The sequence below is a fragment of the Pseudomonas sp. ATCC PTA-122608 genome (assembly GCF_001952855.1).
GTDB lineage: Bacteria > Pseudomonadota > Gammaproteobacteria > Pseudomonadales > Pseudomonadaceae > Aquipseudomonas.
The window spans coordinates 70,917-93,746 of record NZ_LPNO01000017.1 but is presented as its reverse complement, the minus strand read 5'-3'; the positions used below and the strand labels follow the sequence as shown (position 1 = coordinate 93,746).

The 22,830-nt window shown below is 60.3% G+C and carries 23 protein-coding genes; 12 read left to right on the top strand and 11 right to left on the bottom strand.

The annotated features are described in order from the left end of the window. Positions 1 to 52 precede the first annotated feature (52 nt). A complete protein-coding gene (locus AU074_RS16940; RefSeq protein ID WP_076015686.1) occupies positions 53 to 709 on the bottom strand; it encodes an alpha/beta hydrolase in 657 nt (218 codons plus the stop codon). A 347-nt stretch (positions 710 to 1,056) separates the two neighbouring features. On the opposite strand from AU074_RS16940, the gene AU074_RS16935 reads away from it, so the two are divergent. The 4 genes from AU074_RS16935 to AU074_RS16920 all read left to right on the top strand — a co-directional run bounded on the left by AU074_RS16935 (position 1,057) and on the right by AU074_RS16920 (position 5,225). After that, the gene (locus tag AU074_RS16935; protein ID WP_076015685.1) at positions 1,057 to 2,088 is read left to right on the top strand and encodes an amino acid ABC transporter substrate-binding protein; all 1,032 of its coding nucleotides are present in this window, start codon (positions 1,057 to 1,059) and stop codon (positions 2,086 to 2,088) included. Positions 2,089 to 2,160: 72 nt separating this feature from the next. Beyond that, complete coding sequence (locus AU074_RS16930) at positions 2,161 to 3,342, top strand: amino acid ABC transporter permease (RefSeq protein WP_076015684.1); 1,182 nt, start codon at positions 2,161 to 2,163, stop codon at positions 3,340 to 3,342. A gap of 10 nt (positions 3,343 to 3,352) precedes the next feature. Further along, positions 3,353 to 4,450: an amino acid ABC transporter permease gene (locus AU074_RS16925; RefSeq protein ID WP_076015683.1), complete on the top strand. Its 1,098-nt coding sequence runs from the start codon at positions 3,353 to 3,355 to the stop codon at positions 4,448 to 4,450. Between the two features lie 10 nt (positions 4,451 to 4,460). After that, positions 4,461 to 5,225, top strand: coding sequence for an amino acid ABC transporter ATP-binding protein (locus tag AU074_RS16920; protein ID WP_003171943.1), 765 nt, complete (start codon positions 4,461 to 4,463; stop codon positions 5,223 to 5,225). Positions 5,226 to 5,286: 61 nt separating this feature from the next. Here the strand turns inward: AU074_RS16920 and AU074_RS16915 are convergent, their stop codons facing one another. Continuing rightward, positions 5,287 to 5,769, bottom strand: coding sequence for a type II toxin-antitoxin system MqsA family antitoxin (locus AU074_RS16915; RefSeq protein ID WP_003216327.1), 483 nt, complete (start codon positions 5,767 to 5,769; stop codon positions 5,287 to 5,289). Beyond that, positions 5,766 to 6,077: a type II toxin-antitoxin system MqsR family toxin gene (locus AU074_RS16910; protein WP_003216329.1), complete on the bottom strand. Its 312-nt coding sequence runs from the start codon at positions 6,075 to 6,077 to the stop codon at positions 5,766 to 5,768. The genes AU074_RS16915 and AU074_RS16910 overlap by 4 nt, the downstream gene beginning before the upstream one ends. A gap of 159 nt (positions 6,078 to 6,236) precedes the next feature. On the opposite strand from AU074_RS16910, the gene AU074_RS16905 reads away from it, so the two are divergent. Then, complete coding sequence (locus AU074_RS16905) at positions 6,237 to 6,896, top strand: FadR/GntR family transcriptional regulator (protein WP_076015682.1); 660 nt, start codon at positions 6,237 to 6,239, stop codon at positions 6,894 to 6,896. Beyond that, positions 6,886 to 8,175, top strand: a complete 1,290-nt coding sequence (locus AU074_RS16900) for a CynX/NimT family MFS transporter (protein ID WP_076015681.1) — start codon at positions 6,886 to 6,888, stop codon at positions 8,173 to 8,175. Before AU074_RS16905 ends, AU074_RS16900 begins: the two co-directional genes overlap by 11 nt. Here the strand turns inward: AU074_RS16900 and AU074_RS16895 are convergent. From AU074_RS16895 to AU074_RS16860, 8 genes are all read right to left on the bottom strand, one after another. After that, positions 8,162 to 8,812, bottom strand: a complete 651-nt coding sequence (locus AU074_RS16895; RefSeq protein WP_076015680.1) for a DUF1120 domain-containing protein — start codon at positions 8,810 to 8,812, stop codon at positions 8,162 to 8,164. The genes AU074_RS16900 and AU074_RS16895 overlap by 14 nt on opposite strands. Positions 8,813 to 8,823: 11 nt before the next feature. Continuing rightward, entirely contained in the window at positions 8,824 to 9,957 is a 1,134-nt protein-coding gene (locus tag AU074_RS16890; protein ID WP_076015679.1) for a DUF1120 domain-containing protein, read from the bottom strand. A 10-nt stretch (positions 9,958 to 9,967) separates the two neighbouring features. After that, positions 9,968 to 12,433: a fimbria/pilus outer membrane usher protein gene (locus tag AU074_RS16885; RefSeq protein ID WP_076015678.1), complete on the bottom strand. Its 2,466-nt coding sequence runs from the start codon at positions 12,431 to 12,433 to the stop codon at positions 9,968 to 9,970. Positions 12,434 to 12,525: 92 nt separating this feature from the next. Then, the gene (locus AU074_RS16880; protein WP_076015677.1) at positions 12,526 to 13,248 is read right to left on the bottom strand and encodes a fimbria/pilus chaperone family protein; all 723 of its coding nucleotides are present in this window, start codon (positions 13,246 to 13,248) and stop codon (positions 12,526 to 12,528) included. 29 nt (positions 13,249 to 13,277) lie between these two features. Further along, on the bottom strand, positions 13,278 to 13,904 hold the full coding sequence (locus AU074_RS16875) for a DUF1120 domain-containing protein (protein ID WP_256576922.1): 627 nt from the start codon (positions 13,902 to 13,904) through the stop codon (positions 13,278 to 13,280). Positions 13,905 to 13,985: 81 nt separating this feature from the next. After that, the gene (locus AU074_RS16870; protein ID WP_076015675.1) at positions 13,986 to 14,618 is read right to left on the bottom strand and encodes a DUF1120 domain-containing protein; all 633 of its coding nucleotides are present in this window, start codon (positions 14,616 to 14,618) and stop codon (positions 13,986 to 13,988) included. Positions 14,619 to 14,658: 40 nt separating this feature from the next. Then, complete coding sequence (locus AU074_RS16865) at positions 14,659 to 15,276, bottom strand: DUF1120 domain-containing protein (RefSeq protein WP_076015674.1); 618 nt, start codon at positions 15,274 to 15,276, stop codon at positions 14,659 to 14,661. Positions 15,277 to 15,319: 43 nt separating this feature from the next. After that, entirely contained in the window at positions 15,320 to 15,931 is a 612-nt protein-coding gene (locus tag AU074_RS16860) for a DUF1120 domain-containing protein (RefSeq protein ID WP_076015673.1), read from the bottom strand. A 424-nt stretch (positions 15,932 to 16,355) separates the two neighbouring features. On the opposite strand from AU074_RS16860, the gene AU074_RS16855 reads away from it, so the two are divergent. The 6 genes from AU074_RS16855 to AU074_RS16830 all read left to right on the top strand — a co-directional run bounded on the left by AU074_RS16855 (position 16,356) and on the right by AU074_RS16830 (position 22,741). Next, positions 16,356 to 17,177: a response regulator gene (locus AU074_RS16855; RefSeq protein WP_076015672.1), complete on the top strand. Its 822-nt coding sequence runs from the start codon at positions 16,356 to 16,358 to the stop codon at positions 17,175 to 17,177. Between the two features lie 200 nt (positions 17,178 to 17,377). Next, positions 17,378 to 18,013 carry a response regulator transcription factor gene (locus AU074_RS16850; protein WP_076015671.1) on the top strand — a complete coding sequence of 212 codons (636 nt, stop codon included), beginning with the start codon at positions 17,378 to 17,380 and terminating at the stop codon, positions 18,011 to 18,013. A 101-nt stretch (positions 18,014 to 18,114) separates the two neighbouring features. Next, a complete protein-coding gene (locus tag AU074_RS16845; RefSeq protein WP_076015670.1) occupies positions 18,115 to 18,594 on the top strand; it encodes a nuclear transport factor 2 family protein in 480 nt (159 codons plus the stop codon). A gap of 191 nt (positions 18,595 to 18,785) precedes the next feature. After that, positions 18,786 to 19,076 carry a GIY-YIG nuclease family protein gene (locus AU074_RS16840; protein ID WP_256576921.1) on the top strand — a complete coding sequence of 97 codons (291 nt, stop codon included), beginning with the start codon at positions 18,786 to 18,788 and terminating at the stop codon, positions 19,074 to 19,076. Between the two features lie 75 nt (positions 19,077 to 19,151). Continuing rightward, the gene (locus AU074_RS16835; RefSeq protein WP_076015668.1) at positions 19,152 to 20,093 is read left to right on the top strand and encodes a glutathione S-transferase family protein; all 942 of its coding nucleotides are present in this window, start codon (positions 19,152 to 19,154) and stop codon (positions 20,091 to 20,093) included. A 221-nt stretch (positions 20,094 to 20,314) separates the two neighbouring features. Beyond that, positions 20,315 to 22,741: a TonB-dependent receptor gene (locus AU074_RS16830; protein ID WP_076015667.1), complete on the top strand. Its 2,427-nt coding sequence runs from the start codon at positions 20,315 to 20,317 to the stop codon at positions 22,739 to 22,741. Positions 22,742 to 22,830: the final 89 nt, after the last annotated feature.

The following is a 22,830-nucleotide window of genomic DNA, read 5'->3' as shown; positions in this document are numbered from 1 at the left end:
GAATCGGGCGCGGCGTAGTGCGTTGGTCATACGGCTACATAATGTGTGGTTTTCAGCCCAGGCGGGCGGCCAACCAGTCACCAATATCGTGTATCTCCTGGGGTAACACTTCGTGGCCCATTGGGTATTCCTGCCATGCAACGGTGACACCGCGCGACTTCAAATGCTCATAGGCGCTGCGACCCATGGCGTTCTGCACCACGTCGTCGTATTGGCCGTGCAGGCACAGCACCGGAATTCGTTGCTGGCTGGCCGACAATTCAAGTTCGTCGCCAAAGGTGGGAGCGTAGGTGGAGAGGGCAACCACGCCACCCAATGCGCCCTGCCATTTCAGGAAAGCGGTGTGGAACACCACGGCGCCGCCCTGGGAAAAACCGGCGAGGAAAATCCGCGAGGCGTCTATCCCGCTGCTTTTTTGTTCCTTGATCAGGTCAGTGACCATTTTTGCCGAGGCTTCCAGTTCCTCAACGCTGATCGAGCGCGCCGGGCTCATGGCCTTGATGTCGTACCAGCTGGGCATCTCATAGCCGCCATTAATGGTCACCGGGCGTGTCGGCGCCTGGGGCAGCACAAAGCGCGTAGACAGGAGTTTTTCCTGTAGGGCTTCGGCCACCGGCAGGAAGTCGTAGCGATCGGCACCCAGGCCATGCAACCAGATTACGCAGGCGTCTGCGGGCTTGGCGGGCTGAAGAATCAAGGGTTCGGTCATGTCTGCTCCATAAATGTGCGTGCGCTCCGATTGAGTGCGTCGGAACGGTGCGCGACGAGTTGATCTGTTAAGAGAATGTCGCAAGGTTGAATCTTTTGCTCTTGACCATGGGCTGAAACGACTCAGCCACCAGTCTGGTACGGGGCTTGCTATGAGAAACCCGATGTCAAGGCTCACCCCAGGCGGTAACACTATCAGTGACTGACGCCTGGGGGATAGCAACTGGACTTAAAGCAAAAACCTCATGCTGTTTGACCCCAAAAAAAGCCAACACGGGTCGATGTCGCCTCATAAGGGTGCGGTGGGGTTTGAGCTCCGACACAACAAGAGCAAAACTGGAGGTTTGAATGAAGGTATTGAAATCCACCCTGGCCATCGTGACCGCGGCTGCCGTATTGGGTGTCAGTGGTTTCGCCCAGGCTGGCGCCACTCTGGATGCCGTGCAGAAGAAAGGCTTTGTGCAGTGTGGCGTGAGCGACGGTCTGCCAGGCTTCTCGGTGCCGGACGCCAGTGGCAAGATCCTCGGGATCGACGCTGACGTATGCCGTGCTGTTGCCGCTGCCGTATTCGGCGACGCAACCAAGGTCAAATTCAGCCAGTTGAATGCCAAGGAGCGTTTCACCGCGCTTCAGTCTGGCGAAGTCGACATCCTGTCGCGTAACACCACCATGACCAGCTCTCGCGATGCCGGCATGGGCCTGAAATTCCCGGGCTTCATCACCTACTACGACGGTGTTGGCTTCCTGGTGAACAACAAGCTGGGCGTTAAAAGTGCCAAGGAACTGGACGGTGCAACCATCTGCATCCAGGCCGGTACCACCACCGAGCTGAACGTTTCCGACTACTTCCGCGCCAACAACCTGAAGTACACCCCGATCACGTTCGACACCTCCGATGAAAGCGCCAAGTCGCTGGAATCCGGGCGTTGCGACGTACTGACCTCCGACAAGTCCCAACTGTTTGCCCAGCGCAGCAAGTTGGCCTCGCCGAAGGACTACGTGGTGTTGCCGGAAACCATCTCCAAGGAACCTCTGGGTCCTGTTGTGCGTAACGGCGACGACGAGTGGCTGGCCATCGTGCGCTGGGTTGGCTACGCCATGCTCAACGCTGAAGAAGCCGGCATCACTTCGAAAAACGTCGAAGCTGAAGCCAAATCCACCAAGAACCCGGACGTAGCCCGTCTGCTGGGTGCTGATGGCGAATACGGCAAAGACCTGAAAGTGAAGAAGGACTGGGTCGTACAGATCGTCAAGCAAGTGGGTAACTACGGTGAAGTGTTCGAGAAAAACCTCGGCAAAAGCACTCCGCTGGAAATCGACCGTGGCCTGAACGCGCTGTGGAACAACGGCGGCATTCAATACGCACCACCTGTGCGCTGATCGCTGATGGTTCTATCACCCGGTGGGCCAACCGCCGGGTGATGTTCTGTTCCATTATTCCTGGGGCACTTAATGCAAAATCAAATCGGCGCACCAAAACAGAAGCTCAGCTTCAGTGATCCAAAAGTGCGTGCGTGGCTATTCCAGATCATCACGATTGTGGCGGTGGTCTCGTTGGGCTGGTACCTGTTCAACAACACGCAAACTAACCTTCAACACCGGGGCATTACCTCGGGTTTCGACTTTCTTGAGCGCAGTGCCGGCTTCGGCATCGCTCAGCACCTGATCGACTACACCGAATCGGACAGCTATGCCCGGGTCTTTGTGATCGGTCTGCTCAACACCTTGCTGGTGACCGTGATCGGTGTGGTCCTGGCGACCATCCTCGGGTTCATCATCGGCGTGGCGCGCTTGTCGCCCAACTGGATGATCAACAAGCTGGCGACCGTGTATGTGGAAGTGTTCCGCAACATTCCGCCGCTGCTGCAAATCCTGTTCTGGTACTTCGCGGTATTCCTGACGATGCCGGGGCCGCGTAACAGCCACAACTTCGGCGACACCTTCTTCGTCAGCAGCCGTGGCCTGAACATGCCTGCCGCGTTGGCGGCGGACGGCTTCTGGCCGTTTGTGATCAGCGTTGTAGTGGCGATTATCGCCATAGTAATGATGACCCGTTGGGCCAACAAACGCTTTGAAGCCACCGGTGTTCCGTTCCATAAATTCTGGGTCGGCCTGGCACTGTTGGTGGTGATCCCGGCACTGTGCGCACTGGTTTTCGGCGCGCCGCTGCACTGGGAAATGCCGAAGCTGCAAGGCTTCAACTTTGTTGGCGGCTGGGTGTTGATTCCCGAGTTGCTGGCGCTGACCCTGGCCTTGACCGTGTACACCGCGGCGTTCATCGCCGAGATCGTGCGTTCGGGCATCAAGTCCGTCAGCCACGGCCAGACCGAAGCGGCGCGCTCCCTCGGACTGCGCAACGGTCCGACCCTGCGCAAAGTGATCATCCCGCAAGCCCTGCGCGTGATCATCCCGCCGCTGACCAGCCAATACCTCAACCTGGCGAAAAACTCGTCACTGGCCGCCGGTATCGGTTACCCGGAAATGGTTTCGCTGTTTGCCGGCACGGTGCTCAACCAGACCGGCCAGGCCATCGAAGTCATTGCCATCACCATGAGCGTGTACCTGGCGATCAGCATCAGCATTTCCCTGCTGATGAACTGGTACAACAAGCGCATTGCGCTGATCGAGCGGTGAGGAAACCAGCATGACTTCTCATATTTTCAAACCTGACATGCCACCACCCAACAAGGTCTTCGGGCCGATGGCGTGGATGCGTGCCAACCTGTTTTCCAGCTGGCTCAACACCCTGCTGACGTTGCTGGCGTTCTACCTGATCTACCTGATAGTGCCGCCGATCCTCAGCTGGGCGATCTTCGATGCCAACTGGGTGGGCACTACCCGCGCCGACTGCACCAAGGAAGGCGCCTGCTGGGTGTTTATCCAACAGCGTTTCGGGCAGTTCATGTACGGCTACTACCCCGGCGACCTGCGCTGGCGCGTGGACCTGACCGTGTGGCTGGCCATCGTTGGCGTGGCGCCGTTGTTCATCTCGCGCTTCACCCGCAAGGCGGTCTACGGCCTGAGCTTTTTGGTGGTGTACCCGATCGTTGCCTACTTCCTGCTCCACGGCGGGATCTTCGGCATGACCAACGTGGCCACCAGCCAATGGGGCGGCTTGATGCTGACCCTGGTGATCGCTACCGTCGGCATTGCCGGGGCCTTGCCGCTGGGAATTGTGCTGGCGCTGGGTCGGCGTTCGAACATGCCGGCGATTCGTGTGGTGTGCGTGACCTTCATCGAGTTCTGGCGCGGTGTGCCGTTGATCACGGTGTTGTTCATGTCGTCGGTGATGTTGCCGTTGTTCCTGCCGGAAGGCATGGGCATCGACAAACTGCTGCGGGCCTTGATCGGCGTGATCCTGTTCCAGTCGGCCTACGTGGCCGAAGTGGTGCGCGGTGGTTTGCAGGCGATTCCCAAGGGGCAGTACGAAGCCGCCGCCGCGATGGGCCTGGGTTACTGGCGCAGCATGGGCCTGGTGATTTTGCCCCAGGCGCTGAAGATGGTGATCCCGGGCATCGTCAACACGTTTATCGCGTTGTTCAAGGACACCAGCCTTGTGATCATCATCGGCCTGTTCGACCTGCTCAACAGCGTCAAGCAAGCCGCCGCCGACCCGAAATGGTTGGGCATGGCCACTGAAGGCTACGTGTTCGCCGCCCTGGTGTTCTGGATTTTCTGTTTTGGTATGTCCCGCTATTCCATTCATTTGGAACACAAGCTGGACACAGGCCACAAGCGTTAGGAGTTTTGTGATGAGTGAAGCGATCAAACAGCCTGTGAGCCCTGAAGGCATTATTCAGATGCAGGGCGTCAACAAGTGGTACGGCCAGTTCCACGTGTTGAAAGACATCAACCTGAACGTCAAGCAGGGCGAGCGTATCGTGCTGTGCGGCCCGTCGGGTTCCGGCAAGTCCACCACCATCCGCTGCCTCAACCGTCTGGAAGAGCACCAGCAGGGCCGCATCGTGGTCGATGGTGTGGAACTGACCAATGACCTCAAGCAGATCGAAGCGATCCGCCGTGAAGTCGGCATGGTGTTCCAGCACTTCAATCTGTTCCCGCACCTGACCATCCTGCAGAACTGCACGCTGGCACCGATGTGGGTCCGCAAGATGCCCAAGCGCAAGGCTGAAGAAATTGCCATGCACTACCTGGAGCGCGTGCGTATTCCGGAGCAGGCCCACAAGTTTCCGGGCCAACTTTCCGGCGGTCAGCAACAGCGCGTGGCGATTGCCCGTGCGTTGTGCATGAAGCCGAAAATCATGTTGTTCGATGAGCCGACCTCGGCACTCGATCCAGAGATGGTGAAAGAGGTGCTGGACACCATGATCGGCCTGGCGGAAGACGGCATGACCATGCTCTGCGTAACCCACGAAATGGGCTTTGCGCGCACCGTGGCCAACCGTGTGATCTTTATGGACAAGGGCGAGATCGTTGAACAGGCGGCGCCGAATGACTTCTTCGACAACCCGCAGAATGATCGGACCAAGTTGTTCTTGAGCCAGATTCTGCATTGATCCATGGGTAATGCTTGAAACAATAAACCCGGCCTGGTGCCGGGTTTATTTTTGCCCTCAATCAAGTTGTGGTCAGGGTCTCGTGTTCTTTATGTACCGTATGCACGGAGTTACGAAGATCTGCGCCTTCACTCAGGATTTTTGCTTCGACCAGCAAGTGGGGGTGACGCTCAAGCAAACGCATCAGGACTACCAGGGACTTGGGGGGCAATACCTCACCGCGCTCGTAACGAGATAAGGCGTTGTGGCCGCCACCCGATAGCAGTTGTACCGTTTCTTTTTGTGAAAGGTGCAGTTTGCGGCGTATGCGCTTCATCTCGGTGCCGACCATTTGCCTGAAACTGTGGACTATTTCATCGCAGTGGTCTGAATAGCGTTCCGCGTCTTCGGGGTCCAGGATCACCTCTCCACATGCCTGGCACTCCCATCCAGACAGATCGTCTATACGGCGATGCAAACCTTTGACTTCCGATGTTTCGCTACGTCCTGAGAAGTGATGCATTCCGTCATGCCTGCCGCAGCTGAAGCATTGCTCTGTTTTCATGGGTTTTTCTCCTTGAAGGAGATCACCGGAGGTTTACCATCCGTGCGGTAGGTCACCTTGATGTAGATCTCCAGATCATGTGAGTGAATGTGATACACATCTTGCCAAACTCGATGGTCGTCATGAGTGGTCATCGACTTGTACAACATCGTGTTTTTCAACTCGAAAATGACCGCCTGCATTTGTTCGATGCTTAAATCAAGATCCTCGCCGCAACGGCGTGCGCTTTGAGTAAATGCTTGCTTTCCAAGCCGCCTGACATCCGCCTTTATCACCGCCAAATCGTAATGAGGTGTGTACTTTTCCATAAGACACCTGAGTCCAATAATTACCCTCTGAGGGTAATTTTACCAATCGAAAATACTGCTCCTTTTCCTCCTCAAGAACCCTAGTGCGTTGCCTTTGTAGGCAACTCCGAATAGGCTGTAGGAAAATTCATCCTATGATTGGATGAAAGGACGAAACCCATGACAGACATCGCTCCTCTGATCAAACGCTCCCTGGTCGACCAAGCCCTCGAACAGTTGCGCCAGCGCATCACCCAAGGCGTGTGGGCCATCGGCGAACGCCTGCCCACCGAGCCCGAGTTGTCTGCAGAGTTGGGGATCAGCCGTAACACTGTGCGCGAAGCCATGCGCGTATTGGCGTTCTCCGGATTGATCGAGATCCGCCAGGGCGACGGCAGCTATTTGCGTTCCATGACCGACCCGTTGGGCGCGATGAAAGCCTTGTCCCATTGCACCCTGGTCCAGGCCCAGGAGACGCGGCAGATTCTTGAAGTCGAGGCCATTGGCCTGGCTGCCTTGCGCCGCACCGATGAAGACCTGATCGCCTTGCGCGCGGCACTGAAATCCAGCGGCGACCATTACCACGGTGATCTTGAGCACTACATCAGCTGCGACCTGGTGTTCCACAAACGTCTGGTGGATGCGGCTCACAACCCGGCCTTGAGCGAGCTTTACCAGTACTTTTCCAGCATCGTCGGCGCGCAACTGCGCCAGACCCTGAACATCCAGCCGCGCAGGCAAGCGGTGTTCGACCTGCACGGCGCCTTGCTCGATGCCGTGGAACAACAGGACCCGGAACGTGCCAAGGCGCTTTCCCGGCAGTTGATCAATGAACCTTGAATCCGAGATCCCCATGTCCCGTTCAGAAAACGCCCTTGAAGAACTGCTGATCGACGCCGAAGCCGATGACGATGAAGTCCAGCACAGCCCGCCGGTGGTGAGCCGCCCGTGGCTGTTGCTGCTGGGCCTGATCCTGGTGGCGTTGAACCTGCGCCCGGCGCTGTCGAGCATGGCGCCGCTGCTCGCTGAGGTTTCCCATAGCCTGGGTCTCTCGGCCGCCAAGGCCGGGTTGCTGACGACGCTGCCGGTGTTGTGCCTGGGCCTGTTCGCGCCGCTGGCTCCGATCCTGGCCCGGCGCTTTGGCGCCGAGCGCGTGGTGCTGGGGATTCTGCTGACCCTGGCCTGCGGGATCATCCTGCGCAGTTCATTCGGTGAAGCCGGGCTGTTCGCCGGCAGCCTGCTGGCGGGCGCGAGCATCGGCATCATCGGTGTGCTGTTGCCCGGTATCGTCAAACGCGACTTCGCCAAACAGGCCGGCACCATGACCGGCGTGTACACCATGGCGTTGTGCCTGGGCGCCGCGCTGGCGGCCGGCGCCACGGTGCCGCTCAGCCATTACTTCGGCGACAGCTGGAATATCGGCCTGGGTTTCTGGATTCTCCCTGCGCTGGTCGCGGCGCTGTTCTGGCTGCCACAAGTCGGCCAGAAGCACGGCGCCCACCAGGTTGCCTATCGGGTGAAAGGTCTGCTGCGTGACCCGCTGGCCTGGCAGGTGACCTTGTACATGGGCCTGCAATCGTCACTGGCCTACATCGTGTTTGGCTGGTTGCCGTCGATCCTGATCGGCCGTGGCCTGACCGCGACCCAGGCGGGCCTGGTACTTTCTGGTTCGGTGATTGTGCAGTTGGCCAGTTCCCTGGCTGCTCCCTGGCTGGCTACCCGCGGCAAGGACCAGCGCCTGGCCATTGTGGTGGTGATGGTGCTGACGCTGGGTGGGCTGTTCGGTTGCCTCTATGCACCGCTGGACGGTTTGTGGGGCTGGGCGATTCTGCTGGGCCTGGGCCAGGGCGGCACGTTCAGCCTGGCGCTGACCTTGATCGTGCTGCGTTCACGGGACTCCCATGTGGCCGCCAACCTGTCGAGCATGGCCCAGGGTATCGGCTATACCCTGGCGTCCATGGGGCCGTTCGCGGTAGGGCTGGTGCATGACTGGACAGGCGGCTGGAACGCCACCGGCTGGATTTTCGCGGTGATCGGCCTGGGCGCGATCATTGCCGGCCTGGGCGCAGGGCGTGCCCTGTATGTCGGCGTCACCAGTGAAAAATCTAGAGGTAGATGACCTCCAGGGTACTGGAGCCATCCATGGTGATCTCGCTGCTCAGGTCCAGGTTCTGCTTGGCGGCGATCACCGTCTCAATCTTCACCCGACTGCTGAGAAACTTGATGGCCGCCGGCCCTGTGGTGCTCCCGGCTTGATCAGTAAACCCCAGGTAGCTGCGCGCGCCGATATCAATCGGGTTGCTGTTGGCGCTGCGCCAGGCCAATCCGCCAGTGGTGGATTCGGTGCCATAGACTTCCAGCAAAGGGCTGGCCTCGGTTTGCGTCGGGTCGAAGCTCAGGGAATAGAGCCCGATCTTGTTGCCACTTTTATCCAGGCCCAGGCCGTAGAAAATCTCGCTGTTGACGTTCGCCGTGCCGTCTCGGTTATCGCGCATGCGCAGGGCAAAGCGACTGTTGCCGTTGCAGTCGACGGTCACGTCCAGGTACTGGATCGGCAGGCGGGTGCCGCGATCAAGGTTCAAGTCTTTCTGGGAAATCTTGCCGTAGTCGATCAGGCCATTACTCGATAGCAGCGGTGTGCAGGCGGTCGGGGAGAGCAAGCCCTCGACGGTCAGGTTGATGGTGGAGGCACCCAGTGCCACGGTGCTCAAACCCAGTGTCGATACTGTCGCGAGCGGAATCAGGAAGCGCTTCATGGAAAAGTCCTCTAGAGGTATTTGATTTCGATCGTGCCTGAGCCGTCGAGCAGTACGTCGGTGCTCAGGTCCAGGTTATTGGTGGGCGCCAGAATCGCCCTGACACTCACTTGGCCACTCAAATGGGTGATGGCCGAAGGCCCCGTGTGGCTGCCCGGGATGTCGGTGAAGCCCAGCCAGCTGTTTTGGCCAATGGGGATCGGGTACGCGTTGGAACTGCTCCAGGCCACACCGCCAGTGGTGGAGTCGGTGCGATAGAGGGTGGGCAGGGTATCGGCCTGCATATCGAAAGGGTCGAAATACAGAAAGTAGCGGCCGATCTTGTTGCGGCTGTTGTCCACGCCCAGGCCGTAGGCTGTCTCGTCGGTGCCGCCCGTGGCGGAGCCTTTGCGGTTGTCGTGCATCAGCAGGGCGAATTGCGTGGGGCCGTCACAGCCAATGCCCAGGGTCAGGTTGCGGGAAGCCAGCGCCGTGTCGCGGTCGGCATTCAGGCTTTTGGCCCACATGCGGCCATAGTCGATTACGCCGCCGTTGGACAGGTTGATTTCGCAGGCCGCCGGGGCGAAATGGGCGTTCAGGGTCATCTCCCGTGCGCGGCCGGTGGCCACCGCGTCAAACAATCCGGAAGCTTCCCAGGTCACGGCGTCGCGCACTTGGGTGGCATCTCCCAACGCCCAGGCACTGACCCGCAGTTGTACCGAAAAGCTGCTGCCACGAGCCGGCAAGCCGTCGCGTAACGGCGCGATCGCCTGGTCCGCGAGCCAGTCCAGCAGGGTGGCGCGGGTGCCAGGTGGTTGCCCCGGGCCGGAGATCAAACCCAACTCCACCGCCTGCCCGTCGAGCACGCCATCGCTTGCCTGCACGGCATAGCTGCCACGGTCACTGAAACGAAAACGTTCGCTGCCGACGGCGGCCAGTGCTCGGTAAAAAATGCTCATGTCCGCGGGCTGTGCGCAGTTGAGATTCAGGCTCAGGTACCGCTCCCCCAACTGGATTTCACGGCTGGCAGGACTGTGGATGACCCGGTTCATCAGGCCGAAGTCCAGGTGTGACTCGCTCAGGGACAACTGGCAATCGTCCGCCAGTGCCTGGGCCTGGTGGGAGCCAAGCAGGGCCAGCACGCAGATACGTGGTAAGTGCTTCATCGCAGGTTCCTCATGGCGTCAGGCACTGAGCCGCAACGGTCTCGAAATACACTTGGGGATCGGTTTTTTGTTCCAGGCTGAAGTGCAGTTCACAGCGCTTGATGCCGAGGCCCTTGACCCACAGGCGGCGCGGATCCGATACGTTGGGCAGGAACACTTGGCTGCCTTCCTGCACCAGCGTTACAAACTCGCCATCGGCCGTGCTCACCGTGGCTCCACGCGGCAGTGGTTGCCCCTGTGGCGTAGTAACTGTCAACAATGCCCGGCGGGTAACGGCCACGCCGAACTCAACCCTGTCCACGGCGCCTCGCCCAGCGGAAATGACCGCCAGACCATTGCTGATGTCGGCATTGCGCGGCAGCGAACGGGTTTGCACCTCCACTGCGCTACGCCCGTAGGCGGCTACTTGCGAGACCACCGCCTGGCCCAGCCCGTCGGTCCACACCGGGCCACTGGGTGTGCTGAGCTTGATCCCGGCCATGTCCCCCACCGATACCAGTGCGAAGGTGTCGCGTACCGGATAAGGTGAAAAGGTCAGGCCGTCGCCGTGGGCGACGATGGCGCCACGGGCACCGCCCTGGTAACTCGAGCGCTCGGCGTCGGAGCGGCTGTAGTTGAGGTCGAGCTGGCTGTAGCGCGGCAGATAGGACACTCCCAGCGTGGACTCCACTTGCTGGTCGCGGCTGTCATGTTCGGCGCTGACCCGGTAACTCAGTTGGTCGTTGACCTGTTCACTCAAGCCCACGCCGATGCGGTGTTCACCCCCGGAATTACGCATCCAGGTCCGGCCCCTGCGGGTTTCTCCCAGGGGCACGCTGAGGGTCAGGTACACCGCGTTGTCGTCATTTTGACGGCCGCTGACTTGCCATTCCGCACTGGCCGACACCGACACGCCCCGTACACTGGTGCCCCAGGAGGCCAGGGCCCGGCTACTGTTATCGCCGTTGAAGGTGCTGGTGCGTGAAACTCCCGCGTTGAATGCGCCGAGCCACGGGTGCGCCCATCCCAGGGACAGGCTTTGCTGGTCGCGGTAGCGCGAGCGCCGACCGTTGTCGTCCTCACGGTAGTCATAGGCAGTGTCTTCCAACTCGCGGTAACCCGGCGTGCGGTGGGAGGTACCCGCGGTGATCGACCATTGCTGGCCCAGGCGTTGGGACAACGACAGGTCGGTCTGTAGCCCACGCACGTTTTCCCGGCCGCTGGCGTCGGCCAGTTGAGCGGCCAGTTGCAGTTGGCCGTCCGCCCACGGCAACCAGCCCAGGCTGGCGCCGGTGGAGCGGTAATCCTCCGCCATCAAGGCGCCGGCACCCACGCTGACCAGCGGGTTCAACGCGCCGCTCCACCCGGCACTGACCACCCATGGATCGTCACCTTCAGTTTGGCCGATATTGCGCACACGCCCGGCGCCTACCGAGTAACCCGGAGCCGCCAGCCCGCTGCCGAGCATCGCGGCGGGCACCGTGAACCGGCGCTGTTCGCCGGTGCTTTCCTTGACGGTTACCTCGACATCCGAGCGCGTATTCAGGCGCCGCACATCCGTCAGTGAGAACGGCCCCGCAGGCACGACGGTTGAATGAATCAACGCGCCGTTCTGCCGAACCTCAACCTGGGCCGGGCTGTTGGCGATGCCGGCGATGGTCGCGCCTTGTGCCTGATCCTGCAGGGCCTGTTCGGTGAACACTTGAACCCCGGTGATCTGAGCAGTGGACAGCACCGGGTTGTAGAGCGTCACTTGCCCGGCCTGCAACACCGCCTGCTGCGCAGCAAAGGTGCGCTGGGCGTAGGCTTCCAGGTGGGTGGTACGCGAGCGCTGTTCTTGCCAGGTTTGCACTTGGCGGCTGCGCACGATCCAGTCGCCGGCGTTAAAGCCGACTTCCGTATTGGCCGAACCGAAACGGCTGCTGTCGTCACCGTAGCGGTTGTAGAGCCCGGTCACGTCGTAGTTGAGCAGGCCGGCAAAACCACCCGTTTGGTAGCCAGACAGCTCGCGTTTTCGCGGGCGCAATGCCTCGGTGGGTACTAATAATGAAACGCTGAGGCTTGCTGGGTCTTGTTCGATGACGGTTTGCGGGTATTCGCCAAGAAAGTCATGGCAGCCCGTGCTTGCCAGCGGTGCAGGCACCACCAGGTTCGCGGTGTCCAGCAATGGCCGATCGAAGCACAGCGTGCCCTGGCTGTCGAAGCGCACATCCACCCGGCCGCGCCGTTGACCATTGACGTTCAGGCTCACGGCATGAACGCCGCTGGTATAACGCGGCGCATCCAGCAGCAAGTACGCCAGTTCAGGGTCGATGCCTCGCTGCTGCAGAGTTTGCGGGTCAAAGGATTGTCCGGCGGGCGCAGCCTCGGCCCACGAGGACGTAAACAATAGGACCAACGCTGGTTTCAGGGCGATCCAGGCCAATTGTCTGGGACGCAGGTGTGGAGAAAAACCGCCCACGGCTTTGCCGTCACGGTCGGGAGTTACTGTGTTCACGAGAAGGCACTCGGGTTATGGAAGATGGCCTGTGCAGGCGGTCTTCCCGGTGACGGTCTGGGCAGTCACTTCGTTATAGGTGCGTGGTGGTTTCAGCGTTGGGTAGCGGTATTGATCGGCGCTTCGAATGCCGCCACCGCAAAGCCATAAACCGTCGCCGGTTGCATGCGTACCGAGGTGGCGACCTTGTCCGGAGCCGGCACGCTCAGGGTTTCACCAGGCAGGATGTAGGTTCGAGGCAGTACGGCCTTGTCATTGCCCGGCAACAATTGCAGTTCCTGCGCCATGCGCACCACGTATTTGCTGTCGTTCAATACCCGTAACTGGCCATTGTCCAGGGACCAGGTCAGGCCCTTCCACGGGGTGCGATTTGGCGCCAAGCCCTTGGGATGAAGAATCACCGGCAGGTTCTGGCGTACCGTCACGCCTACTCGTGCATGCCCGGCCTCGGCAGGCGTGCGGTCCTTGGGCATGCCTTCGAAGATCACCCGTTTCAGGCGCTGGGTTTGCAGGGGTTTCTGGTTCTGCAGGATAAACCGCACCAGCTGGCTTTTATCCGCTTCGACCCGCGCCAGGGGAGGGGTCACAAACAGCAGCGGCTCGAGGTCTTCGGGCAGGTCTTCGAGGGTGACGTGCAGCAGCGCGAGCTTGTTGTCGGTGTTGGTCACCGACACCGACGCTTCACCTTCTTCTTCATAGACAATCACCACCGAGGTGTCGGGCACCATGCCATCGGCCCGGGCCTGGGTGCTCAACAGCCAGGCAAGAGCGCCGAGGCTGCCGAGGATCCGGCATAAGGTTGAGTACGTTTTCATGAGGTGCATCCTGATTGAGTGCAGGGCGGTTACAGGTAACGCAAATCCAGGACCAATGAGCCATCGAGCGGCACCTCGTGTTTGAGGGTCAAACGGTGTGCCGGGTTGATAACGGTGTTGGCGCGGATGCGGGTGGTCAGTTCCACGATGTGTTCGGGCAGCGGGCGACCTGGCCGGGAAAAAGCCATCAAGGCCCTGGGGTGAATCGCCTCTTGCGCGGTCCAGGTGGCGCCCTGGTTGGTCGAGGCCATTGATTGCATCGGCTGGGTGTCGGCCAGGGCATTTTCGAACGCCAGCGAGACCGAGCCCAGGTGCTCGTCGGGAGCGTGGGTGTTCTTGCCCAAGCCAAACGCAGTGCCGGGCGCAGGTGATGAGTCTGCTCGATCATCGATGCCCACCAAGGCAAACAGCATGGGGGCAGTGCAGTGGATTTCCAGGTCCAGCCATTGAGTAGGTAGGGCGGTGGGCGTGCCTGGGTTCAGGCCATGGGCGGCGATCTTGCCGTGGTCGATCACACCGTTGCCGGACAGGGTGGCAGTGCAGGAACTGGGAGTGACCAGGCCCGAGACGGTCATGTCGGTGGCGGTGTCGGCGAATACTGTGGAGCCGGTGTTGAGCAATAACAGCGTCGCGAAAAGGCGTAGGTGTTTGTTCATCATTCGGTCTTCAGTGCGGTCGGTATGAAGGGCGACGTCGCCTGGATGCGACGTCGCCGTGATGCACGTCCATGGCTTGGGTTACAGGTACTTGACTTCGAACGTGGCGGAGCCGTCGATTTTATGTTCGTCGCTCAAGTCCAGGCTGTCGGCGCGGGCGATAAAACCCCAGATATTCACGTCAGTGGTCACCTTGGCGATCGGGATCGGTAGCCAGACGCCCGATGAGCGATCACCAAAGGCTGCTAGCGAAGACGGGGGGATTCCGGTGGACCCGTCTCGCCATGTGGCGCCGTTGTCGATCGATTCCAGAACTTGAGTCGCGCCGGCCTCGGTGACGGGGTTTGCCAGTGCAACCATGTAATTGCCCAGCTTCTGGTCGTTGTTGATCAACCCCAGGCCGTACGTACGAGCGGAGGGGCCGGAGGCGGAGCCTGCACGATTGTCGGTGCCTTTGATTGCAAACAGCGTGGCACCGTCGCACTCGATAACCATCTGCAAGGTGGTCATCGGCAAGGGGGTCTGTGTGGTCAGGTTCAGGTCCTTGGCCGACAGCTTGCCGTAGTCGACCACTCCGCTTCCAGACAGGCTCGGCGTACAGGCATTGGGGGTGATTGTCCCGGTGATGGTGAGGTCTACCGTGGATGCTGCGAGAGCTTGCGCGCAAGTGCCCAGCAGTAGCGTGGCGATCAAGGCGTTAAGCGTGTTGTTCATGGCTGCAAGGTTCCTTTGGATTGAATCCGGATGACGTGGATTACAGGTACTTCATTTGCAAGGTGGCGTGGCCGTCCAGAGGGATCTCATCCAGTACAGTCAGGCGGTCGGCACTGTCGATCATGGTGTACAGACTCAGGTCGGCGGTGAACCGGGTCACGGCAATCGGTACCAGGCTGTTGCCGGCAGCGCCGATGGCGGTAAGGGACGTGTGGCCGAGGAATACCGAAGGGTGCCAGGTGACGCCACCATCGCCTGAGACCAGTGTCTTGGCGGGGACGCCGTCGGCCACGGCGTTGTAGAGACCGAACCCGGTACTGCCCAGTTTTTCGTCGTCGGGCGTCATGCCCAAGCCGTGCCAGTTCTCGTTGATCGCTGCAGTTCCGGCGCGGTTATCGATGGTGCTGAACGCCAGCAGCGTCTCGTGGTTGCACTCGATGCGCAGTTGCAGTGTCTGGCGCGGCAGCGAGGTGGGTTTGTCAGCGGATAAATCCTTGGCCGTCATCTTTCCGTAATCCACTACACCTCCACCGGAGATCGTGGGGTCGCAGGCATTGGGCGTGATGGTGCCCTTGACGGCGAGGTCGGTACTGCTGGCGGCGAATACGGCCGGGACAAGCAGCAGGGTGGCGAGAAAGACAACGGGCGAGGAATTCATCAGCTGTTTGACCTATGCATTTTCAAGAGCGGGTGGGGAGTGTTTACAGGTAAACCACTTCAATGGTGGCCGAGCCGTCGATGTCGACTTGTCCGCTCAGGTCCAGGCCGTCGGTGCGGTTGATGTAGCCGCTGTACTGGATGTCGGTGATCAGCTCTTCGGTCGGGCGTGGGGTGGTGTCGCCTACTGTGGACACGGAGAGCATCAGTTGGTCTTCAAAGCTGGTGTAACGCTCCCAGGTGGTACCGCCATCGAACGACGCAATGGCTTGCACGGTCTCGTTGTCGGCCACCGGGGCAATCATGTTCAGGCTGTAGGCGCCCAGGGATTTGCCATTGTTGGTGCCGAGGCCGAAGTAACTACCTGTTCCCGACTCACGTCGGTTGTCGGTGGCCTTCAGGGCGAAGGGAGTCGCTGCATCGCAGTTCACGATCAGTTGCAGCGTTTGCTGCGGGAGCGGGGTGATCTTGTCGGTGTTCAGATCCTTGGCCGACATCTTGCCGTGGTCGATGATGCCGCCGCTGGACAGGGTCGGGTTACAGGCATTCGGCGTAATGATGCCCTTGACGGTGAGGTCGACGGTGCTGGCGGCAAAAACCGATGAAGTGCCAGTGATCAACAGCGCGCCGGTCAGTGCAATCAGGTGCTTGTTCATGTTGTGTTGTCTCGGTGTGGTAACTGACGGATGCGACTCACCGCAGCGACCCAGCGAATAAAGGCTGGCGCGGTTCGGGTTCAGTCAGTGTCGATGTGTGACCGCCAGGTGAAGTGGCGGGGTTGCCCTCTTGGGGTGGGGCGCAATTTAGCGCTGGTGGGGAGGAGGGGAAATACAAGAATTACGACAATCCAGTTGTGTTCGGGCTGACATACGTCAAGTGGGAATTGGCGTACTGTGGTGTAGGAAAAACTGCCTTTTTCGTAGTTCTTGTATCGTAAACATGACACTCATATGGGTAGTTTGAATCGGTAATGGGCGCCACTTAGGTGGGTTGAAAATTCCCGCTGTGCGCGCCCTCAACTGACGACCTGCCAGGGTCAGCCGATAAACCTGGTAAGTCGGCACCGATATCGAGGTGGCCATGACGCCAAGCGTATTTGCTGACGACGGCCCAAAGCAGCAAACGGTGCCATGGCGCAGTCCCCCTGCTCATTGGAAGCATTTGAGCGTACTGATCGTCGAGGACCATCAGGCCTACCGCGCCCTCATGGGCTGGTTCCTGCAAAAATTCGAAGTCGATCACGAGTTGGTGTGCAACGGACAGGCCGCGTTGACGGCCATCGCCATTCGGCATTTCGATCTGGTGATCAGCGATTGCCGCATGCCGCTGCTGGACGGCTACAGCATGACCCGCGAGATCAGGCGTCGCGAGGCCGCGCACAATCGCCCGCGTGTGCCAATCATTGCCTTGACCGCCAAGCTCTCAACAGATGATGCCCGGCGATGCCTGGAAGCCGGCATGGATGCCTGGCTGCTCAAGCCGCTGACCCTGGAGCAATTGCGCGAGGTGCTCGAGCAGTGGCTGCCTAAGCCGCTGGGCGCATGTGCGAGCCCGCGCTCCGGCTCACTCCCTGGGGCGGCGTGGCCCACCCGCGCCGAGCTGGTCAAGACATTTGGTGATGAACAGGTGCTGAACCAGATGTTAGGCACCCTGGTGCTGGAGGCCGAGGCAGATTACGCAGGCCTGGTGAATGCCTGCCGTATCCTCGACCGCCACGCGATGATCGATTGCCTGCACCGCCTGACGGGAAGCCTGGCATTTTTTGGCAGCACAGACCTTGATCGCCGGGCTGCGCGACTGATCGAGCAGGTGCGTGATCAAGGCATTCGGCGCAACTGGCGGGCGCTGAAACAGTTCGACCAGGACCTGATGGTGTATCTGCGCTATTTGACAGATTTATGACACTTCCAGCGATCTTGTAGGAGGTGTTACTTATTTGAGTAGTGTTAGTTTGTAAGTTGTTTCCTTTTTTATTGTGGGCAAAAAATCATCTACTTAATAACACGGGGCTCAAGTAAAAACCGCTCTCCGGTGGGCAGTTGTTGCACAGGGCTTACGGGGTTATTTTGCGAAGATCATTTTGCCATCACTCATGGGTTTATATGCTTCGCGTAATAATTGCTGACGATCATCCTATTGTGCGTATAGGGCAAAAGGTGGTTATCGAGGCCAACGGCAAGTGCAAAGTAGTTGGGGAGGCCAATGGGCCCGATGAGCTGCTAAGGGTACTGGGCAGCACTCCCTGCGACGTGCTGGTGACGGATTTCGCCATGCCGGGCGGGCAGCAGGCAGACGGCTATGTACTACTGGGTTTGTTGCGGCGCCAGTATCCCGGGTTACCGGTCATCCTGGTGACGATGTTTGCCAATATCGCAACGCTGCGCGCCTCGTTCGCCGAGGGCGCCAAAGCCATTGTCGCCAAGAGCGCCTCCGCCCGTGAGCTGCCCACGGCGATCAAGGTGGTCAGTGAGGGCAAGACCTTTGTCAGTGAGTGCTTGCGGGCGCAGCTGGTTCAGGCCGGCACGGGTGACCAGTCACAAACCCCGCAACTGTCCGGCAAGGAGCGGGAAGTGGTGCGGATGCTGGCCAGCGGGATGACGGTCAGCCAGATTGCCGCCCGGGTCAATCGCAGCATATCGACCATCAGCAAGCAGAAGAGCACCGCGATGAATCGGCTGTGCATCTCCACCGATGTCGACTTGTTCGCCTATGCTCGCAGCAGCGGAATGGTTCCCTGAAACCTGTGGGGTGAGATATTCCTGGCGTTGATGCCAGTAGTGTTCCCGGGCCTTGGGGATTATCGTACCGGCCATCCCAACCCCTTTTGTGGAACCTGCCCATGAGCGACGCCCATAACGCCCTGATCACCGAGTTCTACAGCGCCTTCCAGCGCCTGGATGCCGAGGCGATGAGCGCCTGCTACACCGACGACGTGGTGTTCAGCGACCCGGCGTTCGGCGAGCTGCGTGGCCGTGATGCCGGCGACATGTGGCGCATGCTGACCACCCGGGCCAAGGACTTTTCCCTGACCTTCGACAGTGTGCGCAGCGATGAAATCACCGGCAGCGCCCATTGGGTAGCGACCTACCTGTTCAGCGCCACCGGCAACACCGTGGTCAACGATATCCGGGCGCGCTTTGTGTTTCGTGACGGCAAGATCTGCGAGCATCACGACCACTTTGACCTGTGGCGCTGGTCGCGCCAGGCGTTGGGCACCAAAGGGCTGTTGCTGGGCTGGACGCCGCTGGTGAGAAACGCCGTACGCGCCCAGGCCTTGAAAGGGCTCAAAGCGTTCCAGGCCCGTGGCGAGGGGGCTTGACCTGTGGCGAGGGGGCTTGTCCCCCGTTGGGCTGCGAAGCAGCCCCAGAAAGACAATTGAGGTCTTTCAGAAATACCGCGATTGCTGATTTATGGCCGCTTCGCGGCCTAACGGGGGACAAGCCCCCTCGCCACAGGACGTGGAGGCATTGATAAGATGCGTGTTCTTCTCTTGTGGTGTCGGAACGGATTGTGAATAGCGCTTCTGAATGTGTGCCTGTCGAAGCCAAACCGTGGTTTGTCTACCTGGTACGTGCCGCCAATGGCTCGCTCTATTGCGGGATCAGCAACGACCCGGTGCGCCGCTTCGCCATGCACCAGAGCGGCAAAGGTGCACGGTTTTTTCTCTCAAGCCCCGCCGTGGAGCTGGTGTATACCGAAGCGTGTGCGAGCAAGGGCGAGGCGCTGCGCCAGGAACGGCTGATCAAGAAACTCAAGAAAAGCGCCAAGGAATGCCTGGCGGCTACAGGCCCATCACGCTGACTGATGGGTTCCCATCACGCCAATCAGCGGTTGGGCGCGCTAAGCTGAGCATCCACTTGTTTAGCGGAGTCCAGCATGTCCGAGTTGATTCTTCACCATTACCCGACATCCCCGTTCGCCGAAAAAGCGCGCCTGCTGCTGGGCTTCAAAGGCTTGTCCTGGCGCTCGGTGCACATCTCGCCAGTGATGCCCAAGCCTGACCTGACCGCGCTCACCGGCGGCTATCGCAAGACGCCGGTTTTGCAGGTGGGCGCGGACATCTATTGCGATACCGCGTTGATTGCCCGGCGCTTTGAGCAGGAGAAATCCACGCCGGCACTGTTCCCGCTCGGCCAGGAAGCGATCACCCGCACCTTCGCCGCCTGGGCCGACTCGGTGGTGTTCGCCCATGCCGTCAGCCTGGTGTTTCAGCCGGAGTCGGTGGCCGTGCGTTTCGCCAAGCTGCCGCCGGAAGCGATCAAGGCGTTCATCGCTGACCGCACTGCCTTGTTCAGCGGTGGTTCAGCGACCCGCATCCCGGCGGAACTGGCACGCCACCAATGGCCGGCGATCATGGCGCGGCTGGAGCAACAGTTGCAGCGCGAATCGGGGGATTTCCTGTTTGGCGAGCCGTCGATTGCCGACTTCTCCCTGGCCCATCCACTCTGGTTCCTCAAGGCCACGCCGGTGACGGCGCCGTTGGTGGACGCTTATCCGGCCGTTTCGGCCTGGCTGGGCCGGGTGTTCGGTTTTGGCCATGGCACCTCCAGCGACATGAGTTCGGAACAGGCGTTGGAGGTGGCCCGCAACGCGGCACCGGCCGCCTTGCCTGAAGAGTTATTCGTCGACCCGAACGGCTTCAAGGCGGGCCAGCAGGTGACTATCTCTGCGACCGATTACGGCGTTGATCCGGTGGCCGGGGAACTGCTGTTTACCGGGAGTGAAGAGCTGATTCTGCGGCGCACCGACGAACGCGGCGGCAGCGTGCATGTGCACTTCCCACGCTTCGGGTTCCGCATCCAACCCCAAATCCTGTAGGAGCGAGCTTGCTCGCGAAAAACCAGAGAGCGCAGTTGGGTGTCAGGTTCCCAGCGTTATCGTTAACGACCTTCGCGAGCAAGCTCGCTCCTACAGGGGGCGGTGTGTTTTCCAGAAATATTTTCAGTTATAGGTGAGGTAAACCTGTCGGCGATCCGTGTAGTGCTTGAAACTGCGATTAATTCGCATTAACAGCGCTTTTTACACACGGGTTCTCAAGCATGAAGTCCAGGGCAACGTCGGCGGGTTCGGTTAAACATTGGCTGGGAGCCTCGGTATTGGCGGTTTCGGGGCTGGCGCTGCTGCCCCTGGGCGTGGCGCAGGCGGCTGAGGCGCAGCAGCAGAGCATGTTGTTCAACTTTGCCCTGGCCGCCAAGCCGCTGCCCCAGGCCTTGAGTGATTTCACCCGGGTGACCGGCATCAGCGTGGTCTACACCGACGAAGCACCCTATGCGATCAAGGCCCCGGCGATCACCGGGCAGATGAGCGCGACTCAGGCCATGCAGCGCTTGCTGGGTAATTCGGGCTTCACCTTCCGCCAGATCGACGCCCGCACCCTGGCCCTGGAACCGTTGCCCACCGACGGCGCGCTGAACCTCGGCGCCACCACCATCAGCGGTGCCGCCCAGGTTTCGGATACCACCAGCTATCAGCCGCCGCCCACCAGTTCGGTGATGCGTTCCCACGGCCTGCTGCTGGAAACCCCACAAACCGTCAACGTCGTGCCGGCCCAGGTGATTCGCGATCAACAGCCGCGCAACCTCGACGATGCCCTGGCTAACGTCAGCGGCATTACCCAGGCCAACACGTTGGGCAGCACCCAGGACGCGGTGATGTTGCGTGGTTTTGGTGACAACCGAAACGGTTCGATCATGCAGGACGGCATGCCGCTGGTGCAGGGCCGCGCGATGAACTCCACCGCCGAGCGCGTCGAAGTGCTCAAGGGCCCGTCGTCGTTGCTGTACGGCATCCAGGATCCGGGTGGCGTGGTCAACATCGTGAGCAAGAAACCCGAGCTGATTCAATCCACCTCGCTGACGGCGCGCGGCTCGACCTTTGGTGATGGCAAGAACGGCAGCGGCGGCAACCTCGACACCACGGGCCCGATCGGTGACAGCGGGTTGGCGTATCGCCTGATCGTTGACCATGAAGACGAAGATTACTGGCGCAACTACGGTACCCACCGCGAGAGCCTGATCGCCCCGTCGCTGGCTTGGTACGGCGAGAACACCAAGCTGTTGTTTGCCTACGAGCATCGCGAGTTTCTCTCGCCGTTTGACCGAGGGACAGCGATCGATCCCAAGACCAACCACCCGCTTAATATCCCGTCGACTCGCCGCCTGGACGAGCCCTTCAACAATATGGAAGGCCGCTCCGACCTGTACCGCTTCGAGGCCGACCACGACCTGAATGACGACTGGAAGGCCCACTTCGGCTACAGCTGGAACCGCGAGACCTACGACGCCAGCCAGGTGCGTGTGGTCAAGGTCAACACCAACGGCACCCTGACCCGCAGCATGGACGGCACCCAGGGCGCGCTGACCACGGACCGTTTCGCCACCGCCAGCCTTGAAGGCAAGGTAAACGTCGCCGGCATGCAGCACGACCTGACCTTTGGCCTGGACGACGAGTACCGCAAGATCTACCGGGCCGACCTGATCCGCCAGTCGCCCCGTGGCACCTTCAACTACAACGATCCGGTCTATGGCAATGAAGTGGCGGGCAGCAAAGTCAGCGCGCCGGACAGTAACCAGACCGACCTGCTGCGCAGCGATTCGCTGTTTATGCAGGATGCAATTCACCTCACCGACCAGTGGATCCTGGTGGGCGGCGCGCGTTATCAGATGTACGACCAATACGCCGGCAAAGGCGTCCCGTTCACCGCCAACACCGACGGCAATGGCCAGAAATGGGTACCACGGGTCGGCCTGGTGTACCGCTACACCGACGAGCTGTCGTTCTATGGCAGCTACACCGAGTCGTTCAAGCCTAACTCCACCATCGCGCCACTGGCTAACAAAAGCGTGTTGGATGGCAGCCTGGAGCCGGAGCAGTCGAAGTCCTGGGAACTGGGCACCAAACTCGATATGCCGGGACGCATTACAGCCAGCGCCGCTGTGTTCAACATCGAAAAACGCAACGTGCTGGTTCAGGTGGGTGACGGGCTGGCTGCGGTTTACAGCGTTGCCGGGAAGGTGCGCTCCCGCGGGCTGGAACTGGATGCCAGCGGTCAGCTGACGGACAACTGGAGCGTGATCGGCAGCTATGCCTACACCGATGCTGTCGTCACCGAAGACCCGGACCTGAAGGGCAACCGCCTGCAAAACGTCGCGAAGAACACCGGCTCGCTTTCGGCGGTGTATGACTTCGGTAGCATCTTGGGCGGTGACCAGCTGCGGGTCGGCGCCGGAGCAAGGTATGTCGGCGAGCGCTCGGGCGATGCGGCCAACAGTTTCGACTTGCCGGGCTATACCGTGGCCGATGCGTTTGCCACCTATGACACCAAAATCGAGGGGCAGAAGGTCAAGTTCCAGCTCAACGTGAAGAACCTGTTTGACCGTACCTATTACACCTCCGCCGTGAACACCCAGTTCGTGTCCATCGGCGATGCGCGGCAGGTGTCGGTGTCCAGCACCCTGACGTTCTAAATTCGGCTACACCGTAGGGTGCGGTAGCCGGCTACCTCGCCATACGGTTGTCGAGCTGCTAGCGTGGCCGCCATTAATGACTTTGCGGG